This window comes from Actinoplanes sp. NPDC051470, assembly GCF_040682035.1.
Taxonomy (GTDB): Bacteria; Actinomycetota; Actinomycetes; order Mycobacteriales; family Micromonosporaceae; genus Actinoplanes.
On record NZ_JBFBAA010000010.1, the window covers coordinates 59046 to 81540 of the forward strand.

General features: G+C 72.7%; 20 protein-coding genes. 11 read left to right on the forward strand and 9 right to left on the reverse strand.

The genetic code is table 11. The annotated features are described in order from the left end of the window. The first annotated feature begins 52 nt into the window (after positions 1-52). Positions 53-664, forward strand: coding sequence for a MerR family transcriptional regulator (locus tag AB0M54_RS19135; RefSeq protein WP_364319217.1), 612 nt, complete (start codon positions 53-55; stop codon positions 662-664). Next, positions 661-2979, forward strand: coding sequence for a VIT domain-containing protein (locus tag AB0M54_RS19140; RefSeq protein WP_364472771.1), 2319 nt, complete (start codon positions 661-663; stop codon positions 2977-2979). Before AB0M54_RS19135 ends, AB0M54_RS19140 begins: the two co-directional genes overlap by 4 nt. On the opposite strand, the gene AB0M54_RS19145 is transcribed toward AB0M54_RS19140, so the two are convergent. Continuing rightward, positions 2980-4656, reverse strand: a complete 1677-nt coding sequence (locus tag AB0M54_RS19145; protein ID WP_364472773.1) for an alpha/beta hydrolase — start codon at positions 4654-4656, stop codon at positions 2980-2982. Positions 4657-4826: 170 nt separating this feature from the next. Between AB0M54_RS19145 and AB0M54_RS19150 the strand changes: the two genes are divergently transcribed. Continuing rightward, positions 4827-5333: a toxin-antitoxin system HicB family antitoxin gene (locus tag AB0M54_RS19150; protein WP_364319222.1), complete on the forward strand. Its 507-nt coding sequence runs from the start codon at positions 4827-4829 to the stop codon at positions 5331-5333. A gap of 56 nt (positions 5334-5389) precedes the next feature. Next, positions 5390-6241, forward strand: a complete 852-nt coding sequence (locus tag AB0M54_RS19155; RefSeq protein ID WP_364472775.1) for a DUF4097 family beta strand repeat-containing protein — start codon at positions 5390-5392, stop codon at positions 6239-6241. 30 nt (positions 6242-6271) lie between these two features. Here the strand turns inward: AB0M54_RS19155 and AB0M54_RS19160 are convergent, their stop codons facing one another. Beyond that, a complete protein-coding gene (locus AB0M54_RS19160) occupies positions 6272-7009 on the reverse strand; it encodes a TetR/AcrR family transcriptional regulator (RefSeq protein WP_364319226.1) in 738 nt (245 codons plus the stop codon). Positions 7010-7149: 140 nt separating this feature from the next. Here AB0M54_RS19160 and AB0M54_RS19165 point away from each other — a divergent pair, with 140 nt between their 5' ends. Beyond that, complete coding sequence (locus tag AB0M54_RS19165) at positions 7150-7806, forward strand: NAD(P)H-binding protein (protein WP_364472777.1); 657 nt, start codon at positions 7150-7152, stop codon at positions 7804-7806. A gap of 225 nt (positions 7807-8031) precedes the next feature. After that, on the forward strand, positions 8032-8613 hold the full coding sequence (locus AB0M54_RS19170; RefSeq protein WP_364473005.1) for a hypothetical protein: 582 nt from the start codon (positions 8032-8034) through the stop codon (positions 8611-8613). Positions 8614-8627: 14 nt separating this feature from the next. Here the strand turns inward: AB0M54_RS19170 and AB0M54_RS19175 are convergent, their stop codons facing one another. Beyond that, on the reverse strand, positions 8628-9065 hold the full coding sequence (locus tag AB0M54_RS19175) for a CBS domain-containing protein (RefSeq protein WP_364319230.1): 438 nt from the start codon (positions 9063-9065) through the stop codon (positions 8628-8630). Positions 9066-9338: 273 nt separating this feature from the next. On the opposite strand from AB0M54_RS19175, the gene AB0M54_RS19180 reads away from it, so the two are divergent. Together AB0M54_RS19180 and AB0M54_RS19185 are read left to right on the forward strand one after the other, a co-directional pair. After that, positions 9339-10460 (forward strand): alpha/beta fold hydrolase, encoded by a 1122-nt coding sequence (locus tag AB0M54_RS19180; RefSeq protein ID WP_364319232.1) that lies wholly within the window; start codon positions 9339-9341, stop codon positions 10458-10460. Between the two features lie 657 nt (positions 10461-11117). Next, entirely contained in the window at positions 11118-11597 is a 480-nt protein-coding gene (locus AB0M54_RS19185; RefSeq protein ID WP_364472779.1) for an RICIN domain-containing protein, read from the forward strand. A 47-nt stretch (positions 11598-11644) separates the two neighbouring features. Here AB0M54_RS19185 and AB0M54_RS19190 read toward each other — a convergent pair whose 3' ends face one another. From AB0M54_RS19190 to AB0M54_RS19210, 5 genes are all read right to left on the reverse strand, one after another. Further along, positions 11645-12910: an ABC transporter permease gene (locus AB0M54_RS19190; protein ID WP_364472781.1), complete on the reverse strand. Its 1266-nt coding sequence runs from the start codon at positions 12908-12910 to the stop codon at positions 11645-11647. Further along, complete coding sequence (locus tag AB0M54_RS19195; RefSeq protein ID WP_364319238.1) at positions 12907-13596, reverse strand: ABC transporter ATP-binding protein; 690 nt, start codon at positions 13594-13596, stop codon at positions 12907-12909. Before AB0M54_RS19195 ends, AB0M54_RS19190 begins: the two co-directional genes overlap by 4 nt. Further along, entirely contained in the window at positions 13593-14603 is a 1011-nt protein-coding gene (locus AB0M54_RS19200; protein ID WP_364319240.1) for an efflux RND transporter periplasmic adaptor subunit, read from the reverse strand. The genes AB0M54_RS19195 and AB0M54_RS19200 overlap by 4 nt, the downstream gene beginning before the upstream one ends. Before the next feature lie 64 nt (positions 14604-14667). After that, a complete protein-coding gene (locus tag AB0M54_RS19205; protein WP_364472783.1) occupies positions 14668-15852 on the reverse strand; it encodes an alginate lyase family protein in 1185 nt (394 codons plus the stop codon). Positions 15853-15929: 77 nt separating this feature from the next. Beyond that, positions 15930-16304 (reverse strand): hypothetical protein, encoded by a 375-nt coding sequence (locus AB0M54_RS19210; protein ID WP_364319242.1) that lies wholly within the window; start codon positions 16302-16304, stop codon positions 15930-15932. Between the two features lie 155 nt (positions 16305-16459). Here AB0M54_RS19210 and AB0M54_RS19215 point away from each other — a divergent pair, with 155 nt between their 5' ends. The 3 genes from AB0M54_RS19215 (at position 16460) to AB0M54_RS19225 (ending at position 21579) form a co-directional block, all read left to right on the forward strand. After that, on the forward strand, positions 16460-18643 hold the full coding sequence (locus AB0M54_RS19215; RefSeq protein WP_364319244.1) for a tetratricopeptide repeat protein: 2184 nt from the start codon (positions 16460-16462) through the stop codon (positions 18641-18643). 276 nt (positions 18644-18919) lie between these two features. Beyond that, on the forward strand, positions 18920-19891 hold the full coding sequence (locus tag AB0M54_RS19220; protein WP_364472785.1) for an alpha/beta fold hydrolase: 972 nt from the start codon (positions 18920-18922) through the stop codon (positions 19889-19891). Between the two features lie 62 nt (positions 19892-19953). Next, a complete protein-coding gene (locus AB0M54_RS19225) occupies positions 19954-21579 on the forward strand; it encodes a hypothetical protein (protein WP_364472787.1) in 1626 nt (541 codons plus the stop codon). On the opposite strand, the gene AB0M54_RS19230 is transcribed toward AB0M54_RS19225, so the two are convergent. Then, complete coding sequence (locus AB0M54_RS19230; protein WP_364472789.1) at positions 21565-22419, reverse strand: EamA family transporter; 855 nt, start codon at positions 22417-22419, stop codon at positions 21565-21567. The two genes, AB0M54_RS19225 and AB0M54_RS19230, sit on opposite strands and share 15 nt — an antisense overlap. Between the last annotated feature and the right edge of the window lie 76 nt (positions 22420-22495).

Sequence of the window (22495 nt, forward strand, 5' to 3'; positions counted from 1 at the left end):
AGGATGATGACGAATCTTGACAGTGTTATTTGACAGTGTCATTGTGGTGGGCATGTGGACGCTGGATGAGCTGGTGGATCGGGTGGGCCGGGCGTTGGCCGCCGAATATGCCGGCGCGCCCAACGGGCGGGTCCGGGATGTGCCGGACCGGCGGGCCATCCGGTGGTACCAGACGATCGGCTTGATCGATCGGCCGCTGGGGATGAGCGGGCGGACCGCGCTCTACGGGCCTCGTCATCTGCTTCAGCTCGTGGCGGTCAAACGGCGGCAGGCCGCGGGGCGGTCGATCGCGCAGATCCAGGCCGAGCTGACCGGGGCCGGCGACGAGGTGCTGGCCGACGTGGCCCGGGTGCCCGACGACCTGCTGGTCCCGGACGGGCCGGCGCCCGACGCGGCGGCCGCGGAACGGCCGCGCTTCTGGGGCGCCCGAGCAGCTGCGGCGCCGGCCGGCTTGATCGTCCCGGCGGAAGCAGAACCGGCGGAACAAGAACACCGTGACAGTGTTATCGGCGGAGTCCGGCTCGGGGGCGGGGCGATTCTCGTGCTCCCCGGCGTACCCACCGCAGCGGATCGGGACGCGATCAGCGTCGCCGCCGCACCTTTGCTCGCGTTGCTGGCCGATCGCGGCCTGCTGGATTCAGCCGACGATGGGAGAGTGCCATGACCCTTTCCGTTACCCCCATGGAACCCGGCGAGGTGGGCCGCATCCGGATCCTGCCCGAGGCCGGGTTCGGGGCCCTGGAGACCGAGCGCGGCAATCTGCCGCTCGACCGGCTCGCGGTGCGGACCAGCATCTCGGGACTCAGCGCGCGCACCGTGGTGGCCGCCGAGTTCGTGAACGTGCATGACGTCCCGCTGGAGGCGACGTACATCTTCCCGCTGCCCGACCGGGCCGCGGTCACCGGCATGACGATGACGGCCGACGGGCACACCGTCCAGGCCGAGCTGCAGGAGCGCGGGGCGGCCCGGGAGACCTACGACCGGGCCATCGCCGAGGGCAAGCGCGCCTCGATCGCCGAGGAGGAGCGGCCCGACGTCTTCACCATGCGGGTCGGCAACCTGGTGCCGGGCGAGCGGGTCACGGTCGAGCTGCGCCTGGTCGGGCCGCTGCCGTACGAGGACGGCGCCGCGACGTTCCGGTTCCCGCTGGTGGTGGCGCCGCGCTACATGCCGGGGACGGCGCTGCCGGGGCGGCAGGTGGGCGCCGGGCACGAGCCGGACACCGACGCGGTGCCGGACGCGTCGCGGATCTCCCCGCCCGTCCTGCTGCCCGGTTTCCCGAATCCGCTGCGGCTGAGCATCGAGGTCGACGTCGACCCGGCCGGGCTCGAGCTGGGCGCGGTCACGTCGAGCCTGCACGCGGTCGTGGAGGACGAGCGGCGGATCAGCATCCGGCCGGGCGAGCGGGCCGACCGCGACTTCATCCTGAGGCTGGCCTACGCGCCGGGCGGGCAGACCGCGATCGCGGTGCCCGACCAGGACGCCGACGCCGAGGACGCGGAGCAGGGGACGTACGCGGTGACGGTGGTCCCGCCGGCCCTGGAGGCGACCGCGCGGCCCAAGGACGTGGTGCTGCTGCTGGACCGGTCGGGCAGCATGGGCGGCTGGAAGATGGTGGCCGCCCGCCGCGCCGCCGCCCGGGTGGTCGACACGCTGACCTCCGGCGACCGGTTCGCGGTGCTGACCTTCGACCACGCCGTGGAGGGCGCGGGCGACGGCCTGGCCGAGGCGACCGACCGGAATCGTTTCCGCGCGGTCGAACACCTGGCCCGCGCGAACGCCCGAGGGGGCACGGAACTGCTGGCCCCCCTCAAGCAAGGGCTCGAACTGCTGGCCGGCGACAAGGCGGAGAGCGCCGGCGACCGCGTCCTGGTGCTGGTCACCGACGGGCAGGTCGGCAACGAGGACCAGATCCTCGAGGAGATCATGCCGCTGATCGGGGACATCCGGGTGCACACGATCGGCATCGACCGGGCGGTGAACGCCGGCTTCCTGGGCCGGCTGGCGTCGCTGGGCGGTGGGCGTACCGAGCTGGTCGAGAGCGAGGACCGGCTGGACGAGGCGATGGAGCACATCCACCGCCGGATCGGCGCGCCGCTGGTCACCGACCTGGCGCTGCGTGCCGAGGGGCTGACGCTGGTGGCGGCCACGCAGAGCCCGCAGCGGCTGCCCGCGCTCTACCCGGGCGTGCCGCTGGTGATCTCGGGCCGGTACGCCGGCTCGCCGAGCGGCACCATCACGGTGACCGGCCGGCGGCGGGACGGCGGCGACTTCGAGACCACCGTCCCGGTCACCGCCAAGGAGGAGCCGGTGGTGGCGGCGCAGTGGGCCCGGGCCCGGCTGCGCGACCTGGAGGACCGGTACGCGGCCGGCGACCACTCGCTGGAGCCGGCGATCACCGCCACGTCGCTGCGGTTCGGGGTGCTGTGCCGGTTCACCGCGTTCGTGGCCGTGGACAGCCGGGTGGTGAACGAGAACGGCGAGAACCGCCGCGTGGTGCAGCCGGTCGAGACGCCGTCGGGCTGGGAGACGCCGGCCGGGGCGCTGGGTGACGTCGCGACGCCGTTCATCGCGATGGCCTCCGCGTCGATGCCGCTGGCCTCTCCCCTGCCGCCCGCGCCGGGCGGCCGGCCGCGGTTCGCGCCACGGTTGATGGCGACCGGGGCCGGCGCGCCGCCGCCGCGCCCGATGGCCTCGTTCGCGAGGGCCCGCAAGCCGGGCGCCGGGTCCACGGTCGACCTGGCGGCGATCCTGAAGACCGAGCTGGCCCGGTTGCGCGAGGCGGAGGGCCGGCCCGACCACGAGCGGGCCGAGTTCCTCGACGATCTGGCCAGCCGGCTGGAGGTCCTGGCGCCGTCGCTCAAGGACTTCGTCGCCTTCCTCCGAGGTGACCGGAGCCTCGCGGAGAAGTGGGCCGAAGCGATCCGGGTCCTCGGGGGAACCACCCCCGAGGACCGGAAAGCCTTCTGGAAGCGGTGATCAGCGGCCGACCTTGGCCACCGGGGGCAGCTGCTTGGAGCCCTGGGCCGACAGGGTGCCGACCGGCTGGGTGAAGGGCTGCGGCGCCTTGCAGACCGTGCCCTTGGCCGGGAGCCGCCTGGTCAGCAGGTAGCCGTCGATCGCGCCGGTCGCGCAGGCCGACGTCCCGTACGCGGTGTGTCCCCAGTTGGTGCTGGACAGCAGCCGGCTGTTCGGCAGCTTCCGGGACACCTGCACGGCGTCCTGGTAGTTGGTGGCCGGGTCCCAGAAGCTGCCCACCACCAGCACCGGGTTCTGGGTGCGCCGGTTGAACGGCCCGGTGTAGGCGTCCTCGTCGCGCACGGTCCAGGTCTTCCGCGCGCACGGCACGCTGGCCCAGACCCAGGCCCGGCCGAAGTACGGCGCCCGGCGGTCGGCGGCGGCCGCGGCGGCCGGCCACGACGACGCCTTGGCCGGGTGCCGGCCGTCGGTGCACATGATCGAGGCGTACGCGTCGATGCTGTTGTCGTACGGGAACGCTCGTCCCAGCCGCTGCTTGACCCGGTTGGCGTACCGCGTCCCGGCCGCCGTGACCGTCGCCCGGCTGAGACCCTCGGACTGCATGAGCTGCACGTCGGCGGCGAACGCGGCGACGTCCTCCCCGGCCGTCGGCGAGTAGAGCGAGCTGAGCACGTCGCCGACGAAGTCCGCGTAGGTGAGCTTCAGGGTGATGCCGAGCAGCGGGATCGGCACCACGATCGGCTTGCGCTTGAGGTGCTCGGCGATGTTGTGGAACCGCACCAGGGTGTTGCCGCCGGCGAACTCGCACTTCGCCGGGCCGGCCTTGGCGCAGCGGTTCATCAGCTCGGCGAACGCCCGGTAGGCGCCGCCGGCGGAGTCGAGCCGCACGTCCTGCACGGTGTTCTGGGTCTCCTTGGTGCCGGCCCAGGCCCGCGGGTTGATCACGCCGTCGATGGCGATCGCGCGGAACCGGTCCGGGAACATGTTGGCGTAGTAGTTGCCCAGCGCCGACCCGTAGCTGAAGCCGAGGTAGGTCAGCTTCTTGTCGCCGACCGCCCGCCGCATGACGTCCATGTCCCGCGCGACCTCCGCCGTGGACATCGAGCCGGTCAGCGGCCGCCCGGTCGTCGAGCACGCCCGGCCCAGCTTCTCGGCCGAGGCGATGAAGGCCTTCTCTTCCTTCTTCCCGTACGGAAAGACCGGCGTCATGCCCTTCAGCGCGACGGTCTGCGCCCGGGTCGAGGTGAAGCACTCGGCGTGGTCGCTGAAGCCGACCCCACGCGGGTCCATCCCGACGATGTCGAACCGGCTGAGCACCGCCTCGCTGAGGAACAACGGTGACAGCATGGCCATCTCGGTGGCCGATCCGCCGGGGCCGCCGGGGTTGACGAAGAGGCTGCCGATGCGGTGCTTGCGGTCGGTCGCGCGTACCCGGACCAGGGCGATCTCGGTCTTCTGCCCCCTCGGCCGGTCGTAGTCGAGTGGCACCTGGGCGGTGGCGCACTCGGCGTAGGAGTAGCACTTGTACCACTTGAGCTTCGGCGTCTTGACCGCGTCGACCCGGCGCTTCTCCTGGGCGCTGGTGTGCGCGGTGGCGGCGTCCGCGGGGGCGGCGAACGGGCCGGCCATGAGGGTGGCGGCAAGCCCGGCGATGGCCAGGCGGCGGAGGAGGGACATGTCGGGGGGTGACCTCTCGCGATCCGGCGCACGGTAAGCCCGGGATGCAAGGAAGATACGTATTCGCGTATAGCGCCGGTATTGTCCCTGGAGCCGGTATGACCTGGCCGAACAGGTGATGGCATCATGCCCGGCTTGCGATGACGCCATAGTGGTGCCATATTGGTGCCATGGACATCACGCCCTACGTCGAGCAGCTCCGCGACGAGCTGGCCAACGCCGCCGAGCTGGGCGGCGCCGACGCCCGCGCCCTCGCCGAACGGCTCACCGCGCCGATGGAGTCGGCGTTCCGGCTGGCCCTGCTGGACGCGCTCAGCCGCGCCGCCGACGAGATCACCACCGAGATGGCGCCGGGCTCCGTCCAGGTCCGCCTGCGCGACCGCTCGCCGGCCTTCGTCGTCACCCTGCCCCCGGCCGAGGAGCCGGTGGCCGAGGCGCCGGCCGCTCCCCCACCGCCGGTCGCCGAGAGCGACGACGCGGTCTCCCGCATCAACCTCCGCCTGCCCGACCAGCTCAAGGCCCGCATCGAGGAGGCGGCGAGCAACGAGGGCCTCTCGGTCAACGCCTGGCTGGTCCGCGCCGCCTCGGCCGCCGTCCAGCGCCCGGGCGGCGCCACCCCTCCGCCGGTCCGCCGCACGATGACCGGCTCCGACCGGTTCACCGGCTGGGCGCGCTGAGGCCTTCCCGACCTTCCGACCACCACCCATCCCTCCTGAAGGGGGCTCGCGCAGCCATGCCCGATTTCGACACCACCGGTCCCATCGAGGCCACCATCAACGTGGTCGCCGGCAACGTCCGCGTCACCGCCGGCGACACCCCGGGCACCACCGTCGAGGTCCGTCCGGCCAACCCCGGCAGCGACCGCGACCAGACCTTCGCCGAGCAGACCGTCGTCGAGTACGCCAACGGCCGCCTGCTGGTGAAGGGACCCAAGCAGAAGAACTTCGGCATCTTCGGCGGCAAGGCCGGCGTCGTCGACGTGGAGATCACCCTGGCCACCGGGTCCGGCATCGACGCCGACGGCGGGATCCTCAACCTGACCAGCCGCGGCGCCCTCGGTGACTGCCGGGTCAAGGCCGGCGTCGGCGACGTCCGGCTGGAGCGGGTCGCCTCGGTCGACGCCCGGACCGGGGCCGGCGCGCTGACCGTGCTGACCGTGGACGGCGACGCCACCGCGGTCAGCGGCTCCGGCGAGGTGCGTGTCGGCGAGGTCGGCAAGAACGCTCAGCTCAAGACCGGCAACGGCGAGACCCGGCTGGAGAGTGTCGGCGGCGACCTGCGGGCCCGGTCGTCGAACGGCAGCGTCATGGTCGGCCGGGCCGGCGGCAACGTCGACGCGGCCACCGCCAACGGCAGCATCCGGATCGACGAGATCGCCGGTGGGACGGTGTCGCTGAAGACCGCGCTGGGCGAGCTCGAGGTCGGCGTGCCGGAGGGTCTGCCGGCCTACCTCGACCTGCACACCTCCTTCGGGACCGTGCACAACCGGCTGACCGCGTCCGACGCGCCGGGCGGCGGCCAGCGGCACGCCGAGGTGCGCGCACACACCTCGTACGGCGACGTTATCGTCCGTCGTAAACGTTGAGATCCTGCACGGCGCCCTGAATACCGATCGTCACAGTGCATCGGGACGCGGCACCTGTGGGTCGGAATCCGCGACGCGGTCCAACCAGTCGCCGAACAGTGCAGCCTCGTGGGCCGTGAGCGCGGTGAGGCCGGGCAGGGCCGCACGGAGGGTGACGGCCGCAACGGCCGGGGCGAAAGGCTCGGCCTCGGGCGGGTCGATCAGGATGGTGGTGCGCACGGCTTCCCACGCCAGATCGGCGAGGGTTTCGTCCCGTTCGTCGTCGGGTTGGTCGATGAGGGTGAACACGACGCCCGTGCCCGCCGCGTGGATGAGCGCCACGGCGCGATCTTCGGGCAGGCGCAGGCGTCCCGCCCGGGCGACCCGCCGCACTCGCTGTCGCAGTATCTCCGTGCCGGACTCGACGATGGCCTGCCCGTCAGGGGTTCGCTTCGCCGCGTGCATGAGCCGGAACAGGGCGGCGTTCGCGAGGCCGAAGCCGACGTGCAGGTTCCATCCGGCGCGCAGACCTTCGACCGGATCGTCGTCGGTGTCGACGGGGGGCTTCTGCGCCACGTAGCTCGCGAAGCCGTGTTCCGCCACGGCATCGAGCAACCCGTCCTTGTCCCCGAACAGGCGGTAGATCGAAGGCGCCTGAACACCGGCGGCGAGCGCGACCGAGCGCGTGGTCACCGCGTCAGGCCCCTCAGCGGCGAGCAGGCGTGCGGCGACTTCGATCAGCCGGGCGCGTACAACGTCGCGGGTCGGCTGCGGGGTGACTGCCTTCACGTTCCAACGATATCCCTTCGTTGCTATCGTTGCAATCACAGCGTAGGCGACCGGTTCACCATGTCCGGCCCACGTGCCTTTTCCCGTGGGAGACCTGGTCCCGCACGGTAACCGCAGAGCCCTCGAGAGAAAGGCACCCCATGTCCCGCATCGTTGTGATCGGCGGCACCGGCTACGCCGGATCGGCCGTCGTCGCGGAGGCGGCCGCGCGCGGTCACGAGGTCACCGCGTTCAGCCGCTCGGCTCCGGCCGCGCCGGTCCCGGGCGTGCACTACGTGCGGGGCGACGCCACGGACGAGGCGGCGCTGTCATCGGTGGTCACCCGTGCGGACGTCGTGGTGGCCGCGCTCTCCCCGCCCGGTTCGTTCCGCGACGTCTACCGTACGGTCGCCCGGCTCGCCGACGCCGGGGGCGCGCGGCTGTACGTCGTCGGCGGGTTCTCATCGCTGCGCCCGGCGGCCGGCGCACCGCGCTTCGTGGAGGGCCTCAGCCACGCACCCGCCGAGCGTGCCGCGCGAAGCGCCGAGTTCCACGAGGACATCCGCGCAGGAGCGGCGGTCGTCATCGAGGACCTGCCCGCCACCCCGGAGACGCTCGACTGGGTGTACGTGAGCCCGGCCGGCACGTTCGGCTCGTTCGCGCCGGGCGAGCGGCTGGGCCGATACCGGGCCGGCGGCGAGGTCGCCGTCGCGCCGGAGGACGGCGGAACGATCTCCGGCGCGGACTACGCGCTCGGGCTCGTGGACCTGATCGAGAAGGGGGACCAGCACCGGGCTCACGTCAACCTGGCGTACTGACGGGTGGCGGCGCCGCCGGAAGAGGTCCAGCCGCCGGGAGAGGGATCGGCCGTCATCGGCACTGCCCCGGCACCCTGAGGACCGGTGATTTCACCGATGTCCCGACACCGGCACCCGGCCAAGACTGACAGCCGTCGATCCGTTCACCCAGAAGGAGAAGACGGCGTGCAGTCCTCCACGAATCTCCGCCGCTGGCTGGCGACCGCGGCGACCACTCTGGCCCTGATGGCCGGCTCGGCGGTCGCCGCGTCCCCCGCCCAGGCCGACAGCCCGTACGAACGCGGGCCCGACCCGACCAACTCGATCCTGGAAGCGTCCCGCGGGCGGCAGCTGCTCGCCGCGCTGGACTACCTGACCACGCGTAGCTCCGTGCGTGCCCGCATCGACACGTCGCGGCTGGCCGTCGCCGGGCACTCGATGGGTGGCGGCGGAAGCCTCGAGGCGGCCCGAAGCCGGCCGTCGCTGCAGGCCGCGGTGCCGCTCGCGCCGTGGAACGGCACCAAGTCGTGGAGCACGCTGCGGGTGCCGACGGCGATCATCGGCGGCGAGTCGAACACGGTGGCCCCGGTGGCCAGCCACGCGATCCCGTTCTACAACTCCATCCCGGCGTCGGCCGAGAAGTCGTACGTGGAGCTGAACAACGCCAGCCACTTCTTCCCGCAGTCGGTGAACACGCCGACGGCCAAGCACGCGGTGGCCTGGCTCAAGCGGTTCGTCGACGACGACACCCGGTACGACCAGTTCATCTGCCCGGGCCCGAGCGGGACGGCGATCTCCGACTACCGGAGCACCTGCCCGCTCTCGTAACCAGGAACCGCAGCTCAGGGACGCTCGCCGGTGATGTAGCCGGCGAGCTCGCTGCGTTCGCTCTCCAGCTCGTCCATCCGGTTCTTCACCACGTCGCCGATGCTCACCACGCCGCCCAGCCGGCCGTCGACCAGCACCGGCACGTGCCGGAAGCGGCCGTCGGTCATCAGCCGTTCGACGTCCTCGAGAGAGACCTCGGGCGTCACGGTACGCACGCTCGAGGTGGCGATCCGGGTGACCGGCTCGGTCAGCACGCCGGCGCCCCGCTCGGCGATGGCCCGCACCACGTCGCGCTCACTGACGATCCCGGCGATGGCCACGCCGTCCGGCGAGACCACCACGGCGCCGATCCCGTGCTCGGCCAGCACCCTCAACAGCCCGGCCACGTTGGTGTCCGGCGTGACCGTGATGACCCGATCACCTTTGATACGCAGAACGTCGGAGATGCGCATGATTCCTCCCGGACCCAGACGGCGTTGTCGTGGTGCCTAGGTCGCGTTTCAAAATCCGGCCAAGTGCGAGGCGTGGTCGGTTTTTGGAACGCGGCCTACCCCTTCAGCATCGTCAATGCGTAGCCGGTTCGCCACTAAAGGATCATCCGAATGGCGCGGGAACACGTCCCCGCGGCCCTTGATCGGACGGTCCGTCGCGTGATGTCTGGAACATGCCTCACACAGGCTGTTTGTCCAAGATCATGCCGGGGGCTCACTTTCAAGGGAGCAAGTGTGCGCAAATTCCTCATCACCGTCCTCATCGCCGCGGGTCTGATCGCAGGGGGAACCCCTGCTGTCGCGGCGGCGCCGGTCCCCGGCACCATCGTCAGCACGACGGTCGTGACCCTGCCGGCCGACCTCGCGGCCAAGGGGACCGCGGTCCGCGTCGAGTACCGGACCACCGACATCCGCGGCGCCTCCATCACCGCCACCGGCCTGATCCTGACCCCCAGGACCACCCTGAAGAGGAACCGGGTCGTCGTCTGGGCCCACGGCACCACCGGGCTGGCCGACCACTGCACCCCGTCGACCAACTTCCAGGTCTTCTGGCCGGAAGCACGCAAGGCCGTCCTCGAACTGCTGCGCCGGGGTTACACCGTGGTCGCGCCGGACTACCCGGGGCTCGGCACCCCGCAGCAGCACCCGTACCTGGTCGGCGACAGCGAGGCGCGGTCGATCATCGACATCGTCAAGTCGGCCCGCATCCTCTATCCCGGGCTGTCCACCAACTACGTGATCGACGGCCACTCCCAGGGCGGCCAGGGCGGCCTCTTCGCCGGTGAGATCGCGCCCGGCTACGACGGCAACCTGGTGCTCAAGGGTGTCGCCGCCATCGCGCCGGCGTCGAATCTGGACCTGATCGCGCCGGCCATCCCGGGCACCGAGGGCCAGGGCTACCTGGTGATGGCCGTGGCCGGGCTGGCCGCCGTCGACTCGAGCGTCAAGCCCGCCCAGGTCTTCGCGCAGCCGGCCAAGACGGCGGCCGCCTCGCTGGGCGACCAGGACTGCCTCTACCAGATCCTGGAGGCGTTCGACGACCTGGAGGCGGACGAACTCGTGCCCGGCGGTGTCGTGCCGCAGAGCATCGTCGACAAGCTCGGCCAGTACGGCAATCCCGCGCAGCGGGCGCCGACGGCGCCGATCCTGATCGTCCACGGCACCCTGGACGAGGCCGTGCCCTACGAGATCACCCGCGATGCCCTCGTGCCTCAGCTCCAGTCCTGGGGAACGCAGCCGGTCCAGCTGATCACCCTGACCGGCCGGAACCACGACGGTGCCGTCTTCGACTCCACGGTGACCGTTGCTGATCAGGTCGACCGCTGGCTCGGTTTCACGCCTCCGGGCTACCGGTAGCACCGGAACGGAGGGATGCGGTTCCGGCCGCATCCCTCCGGCCGCCCATTCCGGGTGGTGATCTCGACCGAACGGACGGTTGATCACCAGTGGGCCCCGATGGGTAGGTTGGGCGGCGGCTATGAAAGACCGCGATGAGTGACCATGGGCAGGGCGACCTCGGCGAACCGCTGCTGGTGCGCCGATACCTGCATTCCCCTGTGCGCGGCGGCGCCGCGACGCAGACCGACGTGCGCTGGCCCGTGGGCACCGACCACCCGACGGTGGTGTCGCCCGAGGAGCTTCCGGCCGTCCTGCCGGCCGCCGAGCCGGTCCTCTACGGCACGCCGCTCGCCCCGCCCCGACGCCGGCGCGCGGTGGTGCTGGCCGCGGCCGGTGCGGTCGCCGCGGCCGGGCTTGCCACCGCGGGTTACGCGCTGTTCGCCCCCGACGACTCGACCGGCCGTGCGCCGCTGATCGCCGGCGCCCGGCCACCGGCCCGGCCGTCCCCGTCCGAGGGCGCGGTGGCCGCGCCTGAGAAGGCCGTTCGAGGACGGGACGCCCACCGCCGACCCGGCCACCGAGAACGGCGGCCGCTCGGACACCGAGAACGGCGGCCGCTCGGACACCGAGGGCACCCCGGAGCAGACCCGCGCCGCAACGCCTCAGGGCGAGACCGTGCGGGAGAAGCCGGCCGAGCAACCCGCGCGCACGCCCAGCACGCCGGCCACCACCGCCCCCGCGACCGAGGGCGCGAAGAACCCGCTGCTGCTCGCGCCGCCGCCCGCGCCCGCCGCGCGGACCGGCCGGATCACCGCCGACGACGGCCGCTGCCTCGACCTCTTCGCCAACAACCCGGCCGACGGCAACCGCATCCAGCTCTTCACCTGCAACGGGACCAGCGCACAGACCTTCACCCTGGCCACCGACGGCACGCTGCGGGTCCGCGACATGTGCGCCGACGTCAGCCGCTGGGCCATGGTCCGGATCACCGGCTGCGGCGACCGCGACGTCACCCACTGGCGGGTCGGCGGCAACGGCACGCTGACCAGCGCGTCGTCCGGCCGCTGCCTGACCCGCTCGGCGGCCGGCCGCGAGTCGGTCGCGATGACCCGCTGCTCCGGCAGCGCCGCGCAGAAATGGGCGCTGCCCTCCTGATCCGGGCCCTGATCCGGCCCTGATCCGGCCCTGATCCGGGCCCGGAACTAGGCGCGCATCACTGTGGCGATCGGGATGCCCGCCGCCCGCAGCGCCGGGACGGCGCCGCCGAGGATGCCCGCGATCAGGCCGGCGATGATGCCGGCCACGCCCGCGTCCCACGGGAAGACCACGTCGGCCAGGAACGGCTCGCGGTCGCCCAAGAACATGCTGACCAGGCGCAGGGCGCCGGCGCCGGCCCCGATCGCCGCGGCCGCGGTGAACATGCCGGTCAGCAGCGTCTCGGTCAGCACGATGCCGGCCAGCAGCAGCCGGGGCGTGCCGACCGCCCGGCGCAGCGCGAACTCCTCGACCCGCTCGCCGACGCTGGCCAGGCCGACGTTGAGGATGCCGGCCACGCCGATGAGCAGGACCAGGCCGGCCATCGCCAGGAAGATCAGCCGGATCAGCCGGAGTTCCTTGGCCATCTCCTCGCGGGACTGGACGGTGTCCACGTACGCGTCGGCGCCCACCGCCTTGAGCCGGGTCTGGAGGACCTGGGTGACCGGGGTCGAGGCGGTCAGCAGCACCTGGAGATCGCCGGAGGGGCCACCGTTCGGCGCCGCGGCCTGCTCCCCCGCGTTCCAGCGGTTCACCTCGTCCAGCCGCGCGTAGGCGGTCGGGCTGGGGTTGGCGTCGTCGACCACGCCGACGAACCGGGGCGTGACCGTCTGCTGCTGGCCGTTCATCCGCATCTGGGCGGGCACGTGATATTGCTGGAACGCCTTGGCCGCGGCCTCGTTGAGGACCAGCCGGGGCGCCACCGACGGCACCGTGGCGAAGTCGAGCCACTGGCCGTCGCGCTGGCGGTACGGGCGGAACACGCGTACGTCTCCGGTCAGCGCGCTGAGCCGGACCTCGACCGCCTGGCCGGCGGGGGCACCGCCCGCTTCCGGCCCGGGACCGCCGCCCCAGTTCTCGCCGATCGGCGAGCCACCCTCGTTGACCGGCCGCACCCCGGGCTCGCCGATGATCGCTTGCATGCCGACCATGGCGATCACGTCGTGCCGGCCCTTGGTGACGTCCAGCACGATCTTGGTGGTGTTCGGCTCGGCGCCCAGGTACATCGTCTTGCTGCCCTCGACGCCCTGCTGGAGCTCGATGTCGGCGAACATGGCCTTCTCGGCGATGCTGGCGCCGGCCTGCACGACGACCACCGCGAGCACGCCGAGGAACAGGCTGACCATGGAGAGCAGCGTGCGCAGCTTGCGGGCGCGGATGCCCTGGATCCCGATGACGAGCGCGGAGCGGCCGCGGCCGGAGAGCCGCCTCACGCGAGCACCCGCTCGTTCAGGACCCCATTTTGGAGGTCGAGGGTACGGCCCATCCGCGCCGCGTGATCCCGGTCGTGGGTGACCAGGATCAGGCCACAGCCACGCTCGGTGGCGGCGTGCAGCGCGTCGATCACCAGCGTGCCGGTCTCCAGGTCGAGGGCGCCGGTCGGCTCGTCGGCCAGCAGCACCCTGGGGTCACGGACCAGGGCCCGGGCGATCGCCACCCGCTGCTGCTCGCCACCGGAGAGCTTGGCCGGCTTGTTCTTGGCCAGGTGCACGATGCCGACCTGTTCGAGCGCGGCCAGCACCCGTCGCCTGCGCTCCCGCCGGGGCAGCCAGCCCTGGCCGTTGACCAGCGCCATGGCCACGTTCTGGGCCGCGGTCAGGTGCTTGAGCAGGAAGAACCGCTGGAACACGAAGCCGAACTCGGCGCTGCGGAGCCGGGCCGCCTTGCGCTCGGGCAACCGGCTGATCTCCTGCCCGTGCAGCAGGTAGCTGCCCTCGTCCGGCCGGTCGAACAGGCCCAGCACGCTGAGCAGGGTGCTCTTGCCGGACCCGGACCGGCCGACGATCGCGACGCTCTCGCCCGGGTCCACCCGCAGGTCGACGCCGTCCAGGATGACCCGGGGCTGCTTCTGGCCCTTGAGCGTCTTGCGGATCCCGCCGAGCTCGATCAGCGCGGTCATCCGTTCGGCCCGGAGGGGTTGGCGTTCGGGTCGCCGGCGGCCGGCGGCGCGTCCGGCAGGTCCGGTCCGGGCACCGCGATGGTCTCTCCGCCCTTCAGACCGGTTTTGATCTCGATGAACCGGCCGTCGGTCAGCCCCAGCGTGACGTTGACGGTCTTCCGGGTACGGCCGTCGGCGACCACGTCGACCTTGCCCTTGCCCTGGCTGCCCGCGACGGCCTCGATCGGCAGCACGAGCGCCTTGGCCGCCTTGCCGGTGATCACCTCGAGGGTCACCTCGGCCCCGTTGATCAGCTTGACGCTCTTCGGCGCGGTGCAGACCAGGCGCAGCCCGGTCGACTCGGAACCGCCCGCCGGTGTCTGCTCCTCGGGGTTCTTCGGATCCGGGGCGGGCTGGGTGGCGCCGGGACCGGGCGTCGGCGGGGTGGTCGGCTCGGGCTCGGGGATGGTGCCCTCGGGGAGGGCGGCCACGGTGCCGAGCGGCTTGCAGGCGAAGGGACCGGGTCCGTTCTTGATCTGACCGGTCACGGACTGGGCCGAGCCGTTGAGCCGGTAGGCCTGGGCGCTGTCGATCTCGGCCACGACGCCGTACCCGGCGTGCTTGGCCGAGATGATCGGCATGCCCTCGCTGACCTGGGAGCGGTCCGGCATCAGGCGCCCGGCCAGGGTCGAGCCCTTGGGGATCTCGACCTCGGTCTTCTCGCCGTCCCACCAGACCGACGCCACCCAGGTGTCGTTCCGGACCGGCGTCCGGGTCGGCTCCTTGTCGAGGTAGCGCACCTCGCCCGCGGTCGGCGCGACGATGCCGAAGACCGGGTCGATGGCGACCTTGCCGGTCAGGCTGATCTTGTTGACCACGTCCTGGCGCACCGGCTTGACCGTGGTGAGCACCGTGCCCGGGGCGTCCAGCGCGGGCGTCTCGACGCCTTCGGCCGACCCCGTGCACGCGGCGAGACCCACGACAGCCGTGAGGGCGATCGCCACCCGAGCCGCCCGTCCTGTACCCAATTCGAGCCTCCTTCACCTTCGGCTCGCAGAGGGTACAGAACGGGGTCAAAGTGTATCGACCCGGTTACGCCGGGTTGTTGGCGTGGGTGAGCGTCTCCCACGCGATGAAGAGGTTGTTCGACCCCTGCGGCCGCTTTCGCTCGGTGTACGACTCGGTGTTCGCCATCGCGATGCCCAGGCGGTTGTGCAGGGCGTTGAAGCCGACCTCGGTCACCGGGCCCAGGCCGAGGGTCACCGATCCGCCGCAGACGCTCGACGGGACGGCGGTGCCGTTCTCGAACCTGGTGTGGAAGCCGAGCGCGTGCCGCAACCGCTCCTGGAGCTCCGGGTAGAGGTCGCCGCCCTGGATGCGGGTGGTCTCGGCGATGTGCGAGATAGCCGAGATGCCATACCCGGTGTGAACGAAGTCGCGGCAGGTCTCCTGGGCGTGCCCGTCGCTGTAGGTGCTCTGCCCGTGCCAGAAGCCGACCAGCTCGGCCGGGGTGTCGACACTGCTGGCCGGCGGGTACTTGGGCCGCACGCCGTCCGAGGTCACGTAGAGGAACGCGGGCGCCGCGAGCCGGAACCGGGCGATCGCGCGGTCGTAGGCGGTGCGGTCCTCGAGGAAGACCGCGATGCCGATCGAGGCCTCGGCCAGGGTCAGGTCCCAGTTGCCGGTCCGCGAGTCACCGGCGATGACCACGGGTAGGTAGACCTCGCGGAGCATGGTCGCGAAGTGGTTCTGGTTGGGCCAACTGCCGTAGGTGTACCGGATGATCTCGGCGGCTCGCGGCCACACCGAGCCGGCCCAGCCGGTCTGCAGCGGCGCGTTGCTGTTGGTGTGTCGCTGGATGGTGGCCGACCAGGCGTCCATCAGGGCGATCGACTTCTGGGCGTACGCCGCGTTCCCGGTGATGTGCCAGGCCAGCGCGTCGGTGTAGGCGGCGATGGCGTCCTCGCGCTCGTCCGTACACCCGTAGTTGGGGTTGGAGGTCGGGCCGCACTCGACCGTGGCGCGCGGGGCGGGCACCCGGGACAGCGAGGCGTAGCGACTGCTCATCATCTGGTTGTAGGCGTTCAGCCACGGCTGCTCGCCGGCCTGCACCTTGGCCTTGACGAAGTCGAGCTGGGGACGGCTGACCAGCACGCCGGGGTGCGTGAAGGTGGCGGGTGCGGCTTGGACTGGTACGGCCTCGGCGGCGGCCAGCTGGACGCCGAAGGAGGCCACGGCCGCGGCGATCGCGACGGCCGCGGCAAGGAGTTTGCGCATCGGGGATCTCCTTGGGTCGGGGATAACCGGCAAGTCAGTTAACAATCAGGCTCCCCGACCCAAATATCAAGAGTTGTCTATGGAGCGGTCATCACCTCGCGCACCTCGACCGGCTGCTGGATCGGCTTGCCGCCCTGGGCCGGAGCGGCGCTGCACCGGGCCGCGATCTCCACCGCGCGGTCCGGCGTCGCCACGTCGACCAGCCGGAACCCGGCCAGCCGGCCCTCGACCGGGGCCTGGCTCGCCTCGGTCGCGGCGCCGTCGGAGACCACCACGGTCACCGCCTGGCCCACGCCCTGCGAGTCGATCAGCTCGCCCGAGGCGTTCAGCTCGGCGTCCAGCGCGACCTGGAAGTCGATGTGGGCACGGATGTCGGCCGGGTCCCACTCGCCCATCGGCGTGTCGCAACCCCGGCCGCCCTCGTAGTTCTGGATCAACAGGTACTTCGGCATCTCGGCTCCCTGACGTTGGTGTGGCCTGTGCCCGTGGGTCGGAGCCGGAACGGCGTACTCGACATGGTTTCCCGGGTTTTCCGGCCCCGGCCTTCTTCCCGGACCGCCGAACCGGCACGATGGGACGGTCGTCGATGCTCGGGGAAGGAGGCGGCTTGTTCGGCCAGGCACTGCGGACCGCCCGCCGCAGGTGCGGACTGACCCAGGAAGAGCTCGCCGCGGACAGCGGCGTCAGCGTGCGCAACATTCGCGACCTGGAGACCGGACGCATCGCACGGCCGCGCCCCGCCACCGTCCGGCGGCTCGCCGAGGCGCTCGGCCTGAGCAACGACGACCGGACGTCCTTCCTGACCGCGGCCGCGTCCCCGGCCGAACCGCCGGCCGTCGCGCCCAGCCGGCACCGGCCCCGGCCGGCCCAGATGCCCGCCGACACGGCCGTCTTCGTCGGGCGCACGGCCGAGCTGACCGAGCTGGACATCTCCGACGACGCCGGAAAGCTGCCGGTGGTGTGGACCGTCACCGGCCCGGCCGGAGTCGGCAAGACCTGCTTCGCGGTGCACTGGGCGCACAGCGCGGTCGACCGGTTCCCGGACGGTCAGCTCTACGTCAACCTGCGCGGGTACGGGCCGGGCGAGCAGGTGCCGCCGACCGAGGCGGTCCGCGGCTTCCTGGACGCGCTCGGCGTGCCGCCGCACGCCGTGCCCGACGACCCGGCCGCGCAGCTCAGCCTCTTCCGCAGCGTGCTGGCCGGCAAGCACATCCTGATCGTGCTGGACAACGCCCGCGACGCCGCCCAGGTGCGGCCGCTGCTGCCCGGCACGGCCGGCTGCGTGGTCGTGGTGACCAGCCGCAACCCGCTGCACGGGCTGGTCGCCACCGCCGGCGCCCGGCCGATCCGGCTCGAGATGCTCAGCACGGCCGACGCGGCCGGCCTGCTCACCCGGCGGGTCGGTGCGGCCCGGCTGGACGGCGACACCGACGCGGTCCGGGCCATCATCGACCGCTGCCAGCGGCTGCCGCTCGCGCTCGCCGTGGTGGCCGGGCGCCTGGTCTCCGAGCCGATGCTGACCGCGACCCGGGTGGCCGGCGATCTGGCCGCCGGGATGCCGGCGTTCGCCAGCGACGACGAGCACACCGACCTGCGCAGCGTGTTCTCCTGGTCGTACCGGATCCTCTCGCCCTGGGCGGCGCGGCTGTTCCGGCTGCTCAGTCTCAACCCCGGTCCGGACGTGTCCGAGATGGCGGCCGAGGCGCTGGCCGGCGGGCCCGCGACCGAACTGGTGGCCGAGCTGATCCGGACTCAGCTGCTCACCGAGCGGGCGCCGGGGCGGTACACGATGCACGACCTGCTGCGGTCGTACGCGAGCGAACAATGCCTGCGCACCGACGACCCGGCGGAGATCCGCGCCGGCCGGGCCCGGCTGCTCGACGCCCACCTGCTCTGGTCGTCGGCGGCCGCGCAGACCCTGGAGCCGTTCCGGGAGCCGGTCGACGAACGGGCGCCCGACCTGTTCGCCGACGACGACACCGCGATGACGTGGCTGGCCGCCGAGCGCGCCAACCTGCTCGCGCTCGTCACCATGGCGGCCGATCAGGGTTTCCCCGGCCGGACCTGGCGGCTGGCCTGGGCGCTGACCACCTTCATGCAGCGCCGCGGCCACTGGTACGACCTGATCCGCGCGCACCAGATCGCCCTGGAGGCCGCGCGCCGGGCCGGCGACATCCGGGGCGAGATCCACGCCCACCGCGGGCTGGCCCGGGCGCTGTTCCGGCTGGAGCGCTTCGACGAGGCGCGCGTCCACCTCGATCTCGCGCTGGCCCAGGCCACCAGCCTCGACGACGTGCTCGGGATGGCCCGGGCCCGGCACGGCCTCGGGTACACCGCCCAGCAGCAGGGCCGGCAGGACGAGGCGTTCGAGCACCTGTCCGAGGCGCGGCGGCTGTTCGAGGGCGCCCAGAACGTCGAGGGCGTCGCGGACGCGATGACCAGCATCGCCTGGTGTCACACGCTGCTCGGGCAATCGGCCGAGGCCCGGGACAACGCGCAGAAGGCGGTCGAGCTGTTCATCACGGTCCGCAACCGGCACGGGCAGGCGGTCGCGCTCGACACGCTCGGTCGCGCGTACGCCGGACTGGGCGACCCTCGGCGCGCGGTCACCCACCACCAGCAGGCCCGGCAGGTTTTCCATGAGCTCGGCGACCGGTATTCCGAGGCCGAGGCGTCCCGGCACCTGGCCGAGGCGCATGAGGCGGCCGGCGACCCGGTGGCCGCGCAGAACGCCTGGCAGCGGTCGGATTCGATCCTGGCCGGCGTCGACAAGCCGGTCGCACGGTCCTGACCCGAGCTGTATATCGCCGGCGGTGGAGCCGGAGCGGGCCCAAGGAGCCCACCACCCGGCCGCCCGTCCACCGCCGGCGAGAACCTGAGCGGCGGCCCTGGAGGGCAGGGCCGCCGCACTCGCGCCCGGATACTCCCCGTACCCCCGAGCGACTCCCCCGTGAGCGTCGCTTGCGGTTCCATCCCGGCGTGGTGTCCACTCTGGTGCATCCGGGACACCGGCAACAGGCGACCGACCGGCGATTGACCGGCGATTCGCAGCGGTAGCCTCCGTGTGGTGGACACCTCCTGGATCGAGGACGGCCCGGCCGACGGGCCATTGATGATCTTCCTGCACGGCTGGCCCGAGCGCGGCTTCATGTGGCGGGCCCAGCTCAGCCACTTCGCCGCGCGGGGCTGGCGGTGCGTCGCGCCGGACATGCGCGGTTACGGCTCGTCGGTGGTTCCGGCCGACACCTCCGCGTACGCGCAGCGGGAGATCGTCGCCGACATGGTCGCGCTGCACGACGCGCTGGGCGGGCCGCCCGCCGTCTGGGTCGGTCACGACTGGGGCAGCCCGGTGGTGTTCTCGCTGGCCGCCCACCACGCCGCGCGGTGCCGGGCGGTGGTGAGCCTCTGTGTGCCGTACCTTCCCCAAGGTTTCGCCCTGGCCAACCTGGTGCCGCTGGTCGACCGCGACCTGTACCCCGAGGCCCGCTTCCCGGACGGGCAGTGGGGCTACTACCGGTGGTACACGGCCGACTTCGACCGGGCCGTGTCCGACTTCGAGGCGTCGGTGCCGAACCTGGTGAAGCTGATGTTCCGGCCCGGCCACCCCGGCACGGTCGGCCGGCCGTCCCGATCGGCCGACGTGGTGCCGAACGACGGCTGGTTCGGCCCGGCGCGGCAGGCCCTCGACCTGGGCGACGACCAGCTGCTGCTGTCGCCGGAGGAGTTCACGGCGACGGTCGCCGGGCTTACCCGCGCCGGCTTCCGCGGACCCTGCGCGTGGTACGTCAACGACGAGGCCAACATGGCGTACGCGTCGTCCGCGCCGCGCGGCGGCCACCTGGCGATGCCGGTGCTGTTCATCCACGCCACCTACGACGCGGTCTGCGACACCGTGCATTCGGCGCTGGCCGATCCGATGCGCGCGGCCTGTACGTCGCTGACCGAGGACACGATCAACGCCGGCCACATGGTGATGCTGGAGAAGCCGGACGAGGTCAACCACGCGATCGCGACCTGGCTTCGCGCCGCCGCCCTCTGACCGGCCTGCCCTAACCCTCGAAAACGCCGTGGGCGGGCGGCCCGGCCGGGACAATCGGCGGTATGACCCGGTTCCTCCCGCCCCTCCGGCTCGAACACCTGGTGCCCGCGTGCGCCGTGGCCGTCGTGCTCGTGGTGGTGACCGGACCCGGCTCGCCGGGGGCGGGGACCGGCGCCCGCTGGGCCGCCCTCGCGTTGCTGGCCGCGCCCGCGGTGATGATCTACATCCATCGGCCGGCGGCCGCCCTGGCCTCCGTGGTATGCGCGTTCGGGTGGGCGCTGTTCGGGCCGGGATACGGCTGGCGGGACTTCCTGCCCTTCGCGTACGCCCTGGTCACGATCATTGTCGCGCGGCGCGCCGCGGCCGTCGTGGTGCCGGTGGCGCTGCCGCCGCTGATGGTGCCCGTCCACGAGGAGGAACGGCTGTTCGCCGACGCGCCGCACGAGGTGCTGGTCGACGTGCACCTGCCGGGAACGACGTTCGCCGCCCCCCGACTGGTCGACGAGCCGGTTCCGGAACCGGTGGAGGTCGAGGAGTCGGCGGGGCACCGGCCGCCGGCAGGGCACTTCGAGCAGCCGCCCTGGCCCCGGGACTGGCCGGTCGTGGCGCGGGTGGCCGGGGTCTCGGGTGGCGTGGCGCTGGCGGTCGCGGGCGGCCTGTTCGCCTGGTGGCAGGTTTCCGACCAACCAGTCGGTAGCGGGGCGTGGCTGCTCGCGGCCGGCGTCGGCGCGGCGCTGGTGGCCCGGGCCCGGGAACGCCGCCGGGCGGTGCGGCGGTTGTTCGGCACGGTGCAGCCGGTCCGCCGCGCCCGCGTCGTCGACCAGCTCGGCTACGTGCACGTGCTGGTGCCGGCCGCGGACGGGCGTACTGCGGTGGAGTTCGGGATCGACACCGCCGACGACTGGTCCACCGACGACGAGGCGGGCGACCCGCAGACCCGGCCGGCGCTGCTCTACGGTGACCCGGCGCCGGGCGAATGGTGCGCGGTGGTGGTCGACGGGCGGCTGCACGTGCCGGTGGAGCCGGTCGGGGCGGTGACGGTCGTCCCGTACGACGCCGACCACGGCCTGCCGCGCGAGATCTCCGACGACGAGGAGCAGCTCGTCGACCCGGACGCGCTCCGCGCCGACGACCACCTGCTGCCGCCCGGGGTGATCCGCGAGCACCGCGTCTCGCCGGCCCGCGCCTGGTGCACGGTCGCCGCGATCGGGCTGGGCACGGCGTGCGCGGCGGCCGAAGGCATGCACGTCGCCGGGTACGGCGGTGACTGGCCGTCGGTCGCGGTGGTCGCGCTCGCCTCGCTGGCGGCGGTCGAGTTCGGGTGGCGGTGGCAGATCCGGGAGCGGCTCTACTGGAACGTCGGCGGCGTCACGGCGGTCGGCTTCCGGGGCACCGTCTCCGAGCCGTGGACGGTCGACACGGCCGCGGTGCACGACGACGAAGGGGCGGTCACGCTCGCGGTCGGCGACTCGGTGCTCACCGTGCCGGTGCCGCCGCCGTGGCCGCGTACCTCATCGCAGCGCACCCGCGACCAGCTCGTGGCCGCCCTGCGCGACGCCCGCTGGCAGGCCTTCGCCACCGACGACCGGCCACCGCCTCCCCCACCTCTGGTCCCCCGCCGCCCGCTCCTGCTCGTGGCGGCCTGGGCGGTGGCAGTCGCGGCGGCCGTCGCCCTATTCGCCGACTAGAACGGGCTCCTTCGCCGCGGGCCTCGGGGCCGGGGCCGTCTGGACCGCGCCGATGCTGGCCGCCACCACCAGCACGATCGCCGCCAGCTCGGTCGCGTTCAGCGCCTGGTCCAGGATCGCCCAGCCGGCGCCGGCCGCGATCGCCGGGCCCAGGCTCATCAGCACCGCGAAGGTCGCCGTCGGCAGCCGGCGCAGGGCGATCAGTTCCAGCGAGTACGGCAGCACCGACGACAGCACCGCCACCGCGCAGCCCAGCACGAGCACCCGCGGCTCCAGCAGACCCGGACCGGCCCCGGCGATCCCCAGCGGCAGCGACAGCACCGCCGCGACGCCCATCGCCAGCGCGAGACCGTCGGCCTTCGGGAAGCGGGCCCCGGCGCGCGAGGAGAGCACGATGTACGACGCCCAGCACACCCCCGCCGCCAGCGCCAGCACCACACCCAGCCAGTTCAGCCGGTCGAAGCCACCGCGGCCCAGCAGCAGCACGCCCGCCACCGCCAGCCCCGCCCACAGCCACGCCGACCGGCGCCGCGCGGCGATCACCGACAACGTCAGCGGCCCGAGCACCTCGATCGTCACCGCCGGCCCGAGCGGGATCCGTTCGATCGCCTCGTAGAACACCGTGTTCATCGCGGTCAGGGCCAGACCGAACGCGCCGATCACCGCCCAGTCCGCGCGGCTGCGACCCCGCAGGGCCGGGCGGCAGACCGCGAGCAGCAGGAGCGCGCCGACGGTCAGGCGGATCGCCACGACCGACCAGATGCCGGCGTACGGGAAAAGGGTCGCCGCCACCGCGGCGCCGGAGTGGACCGACAGGCCGCTGGCCAGAACCAGACCCACGCCTACCGACCGTGATCTCACGTGGCCCCACGCTACGGCCGCGATCACCCTCGGCGGAACAGATGGTTACGCAGCT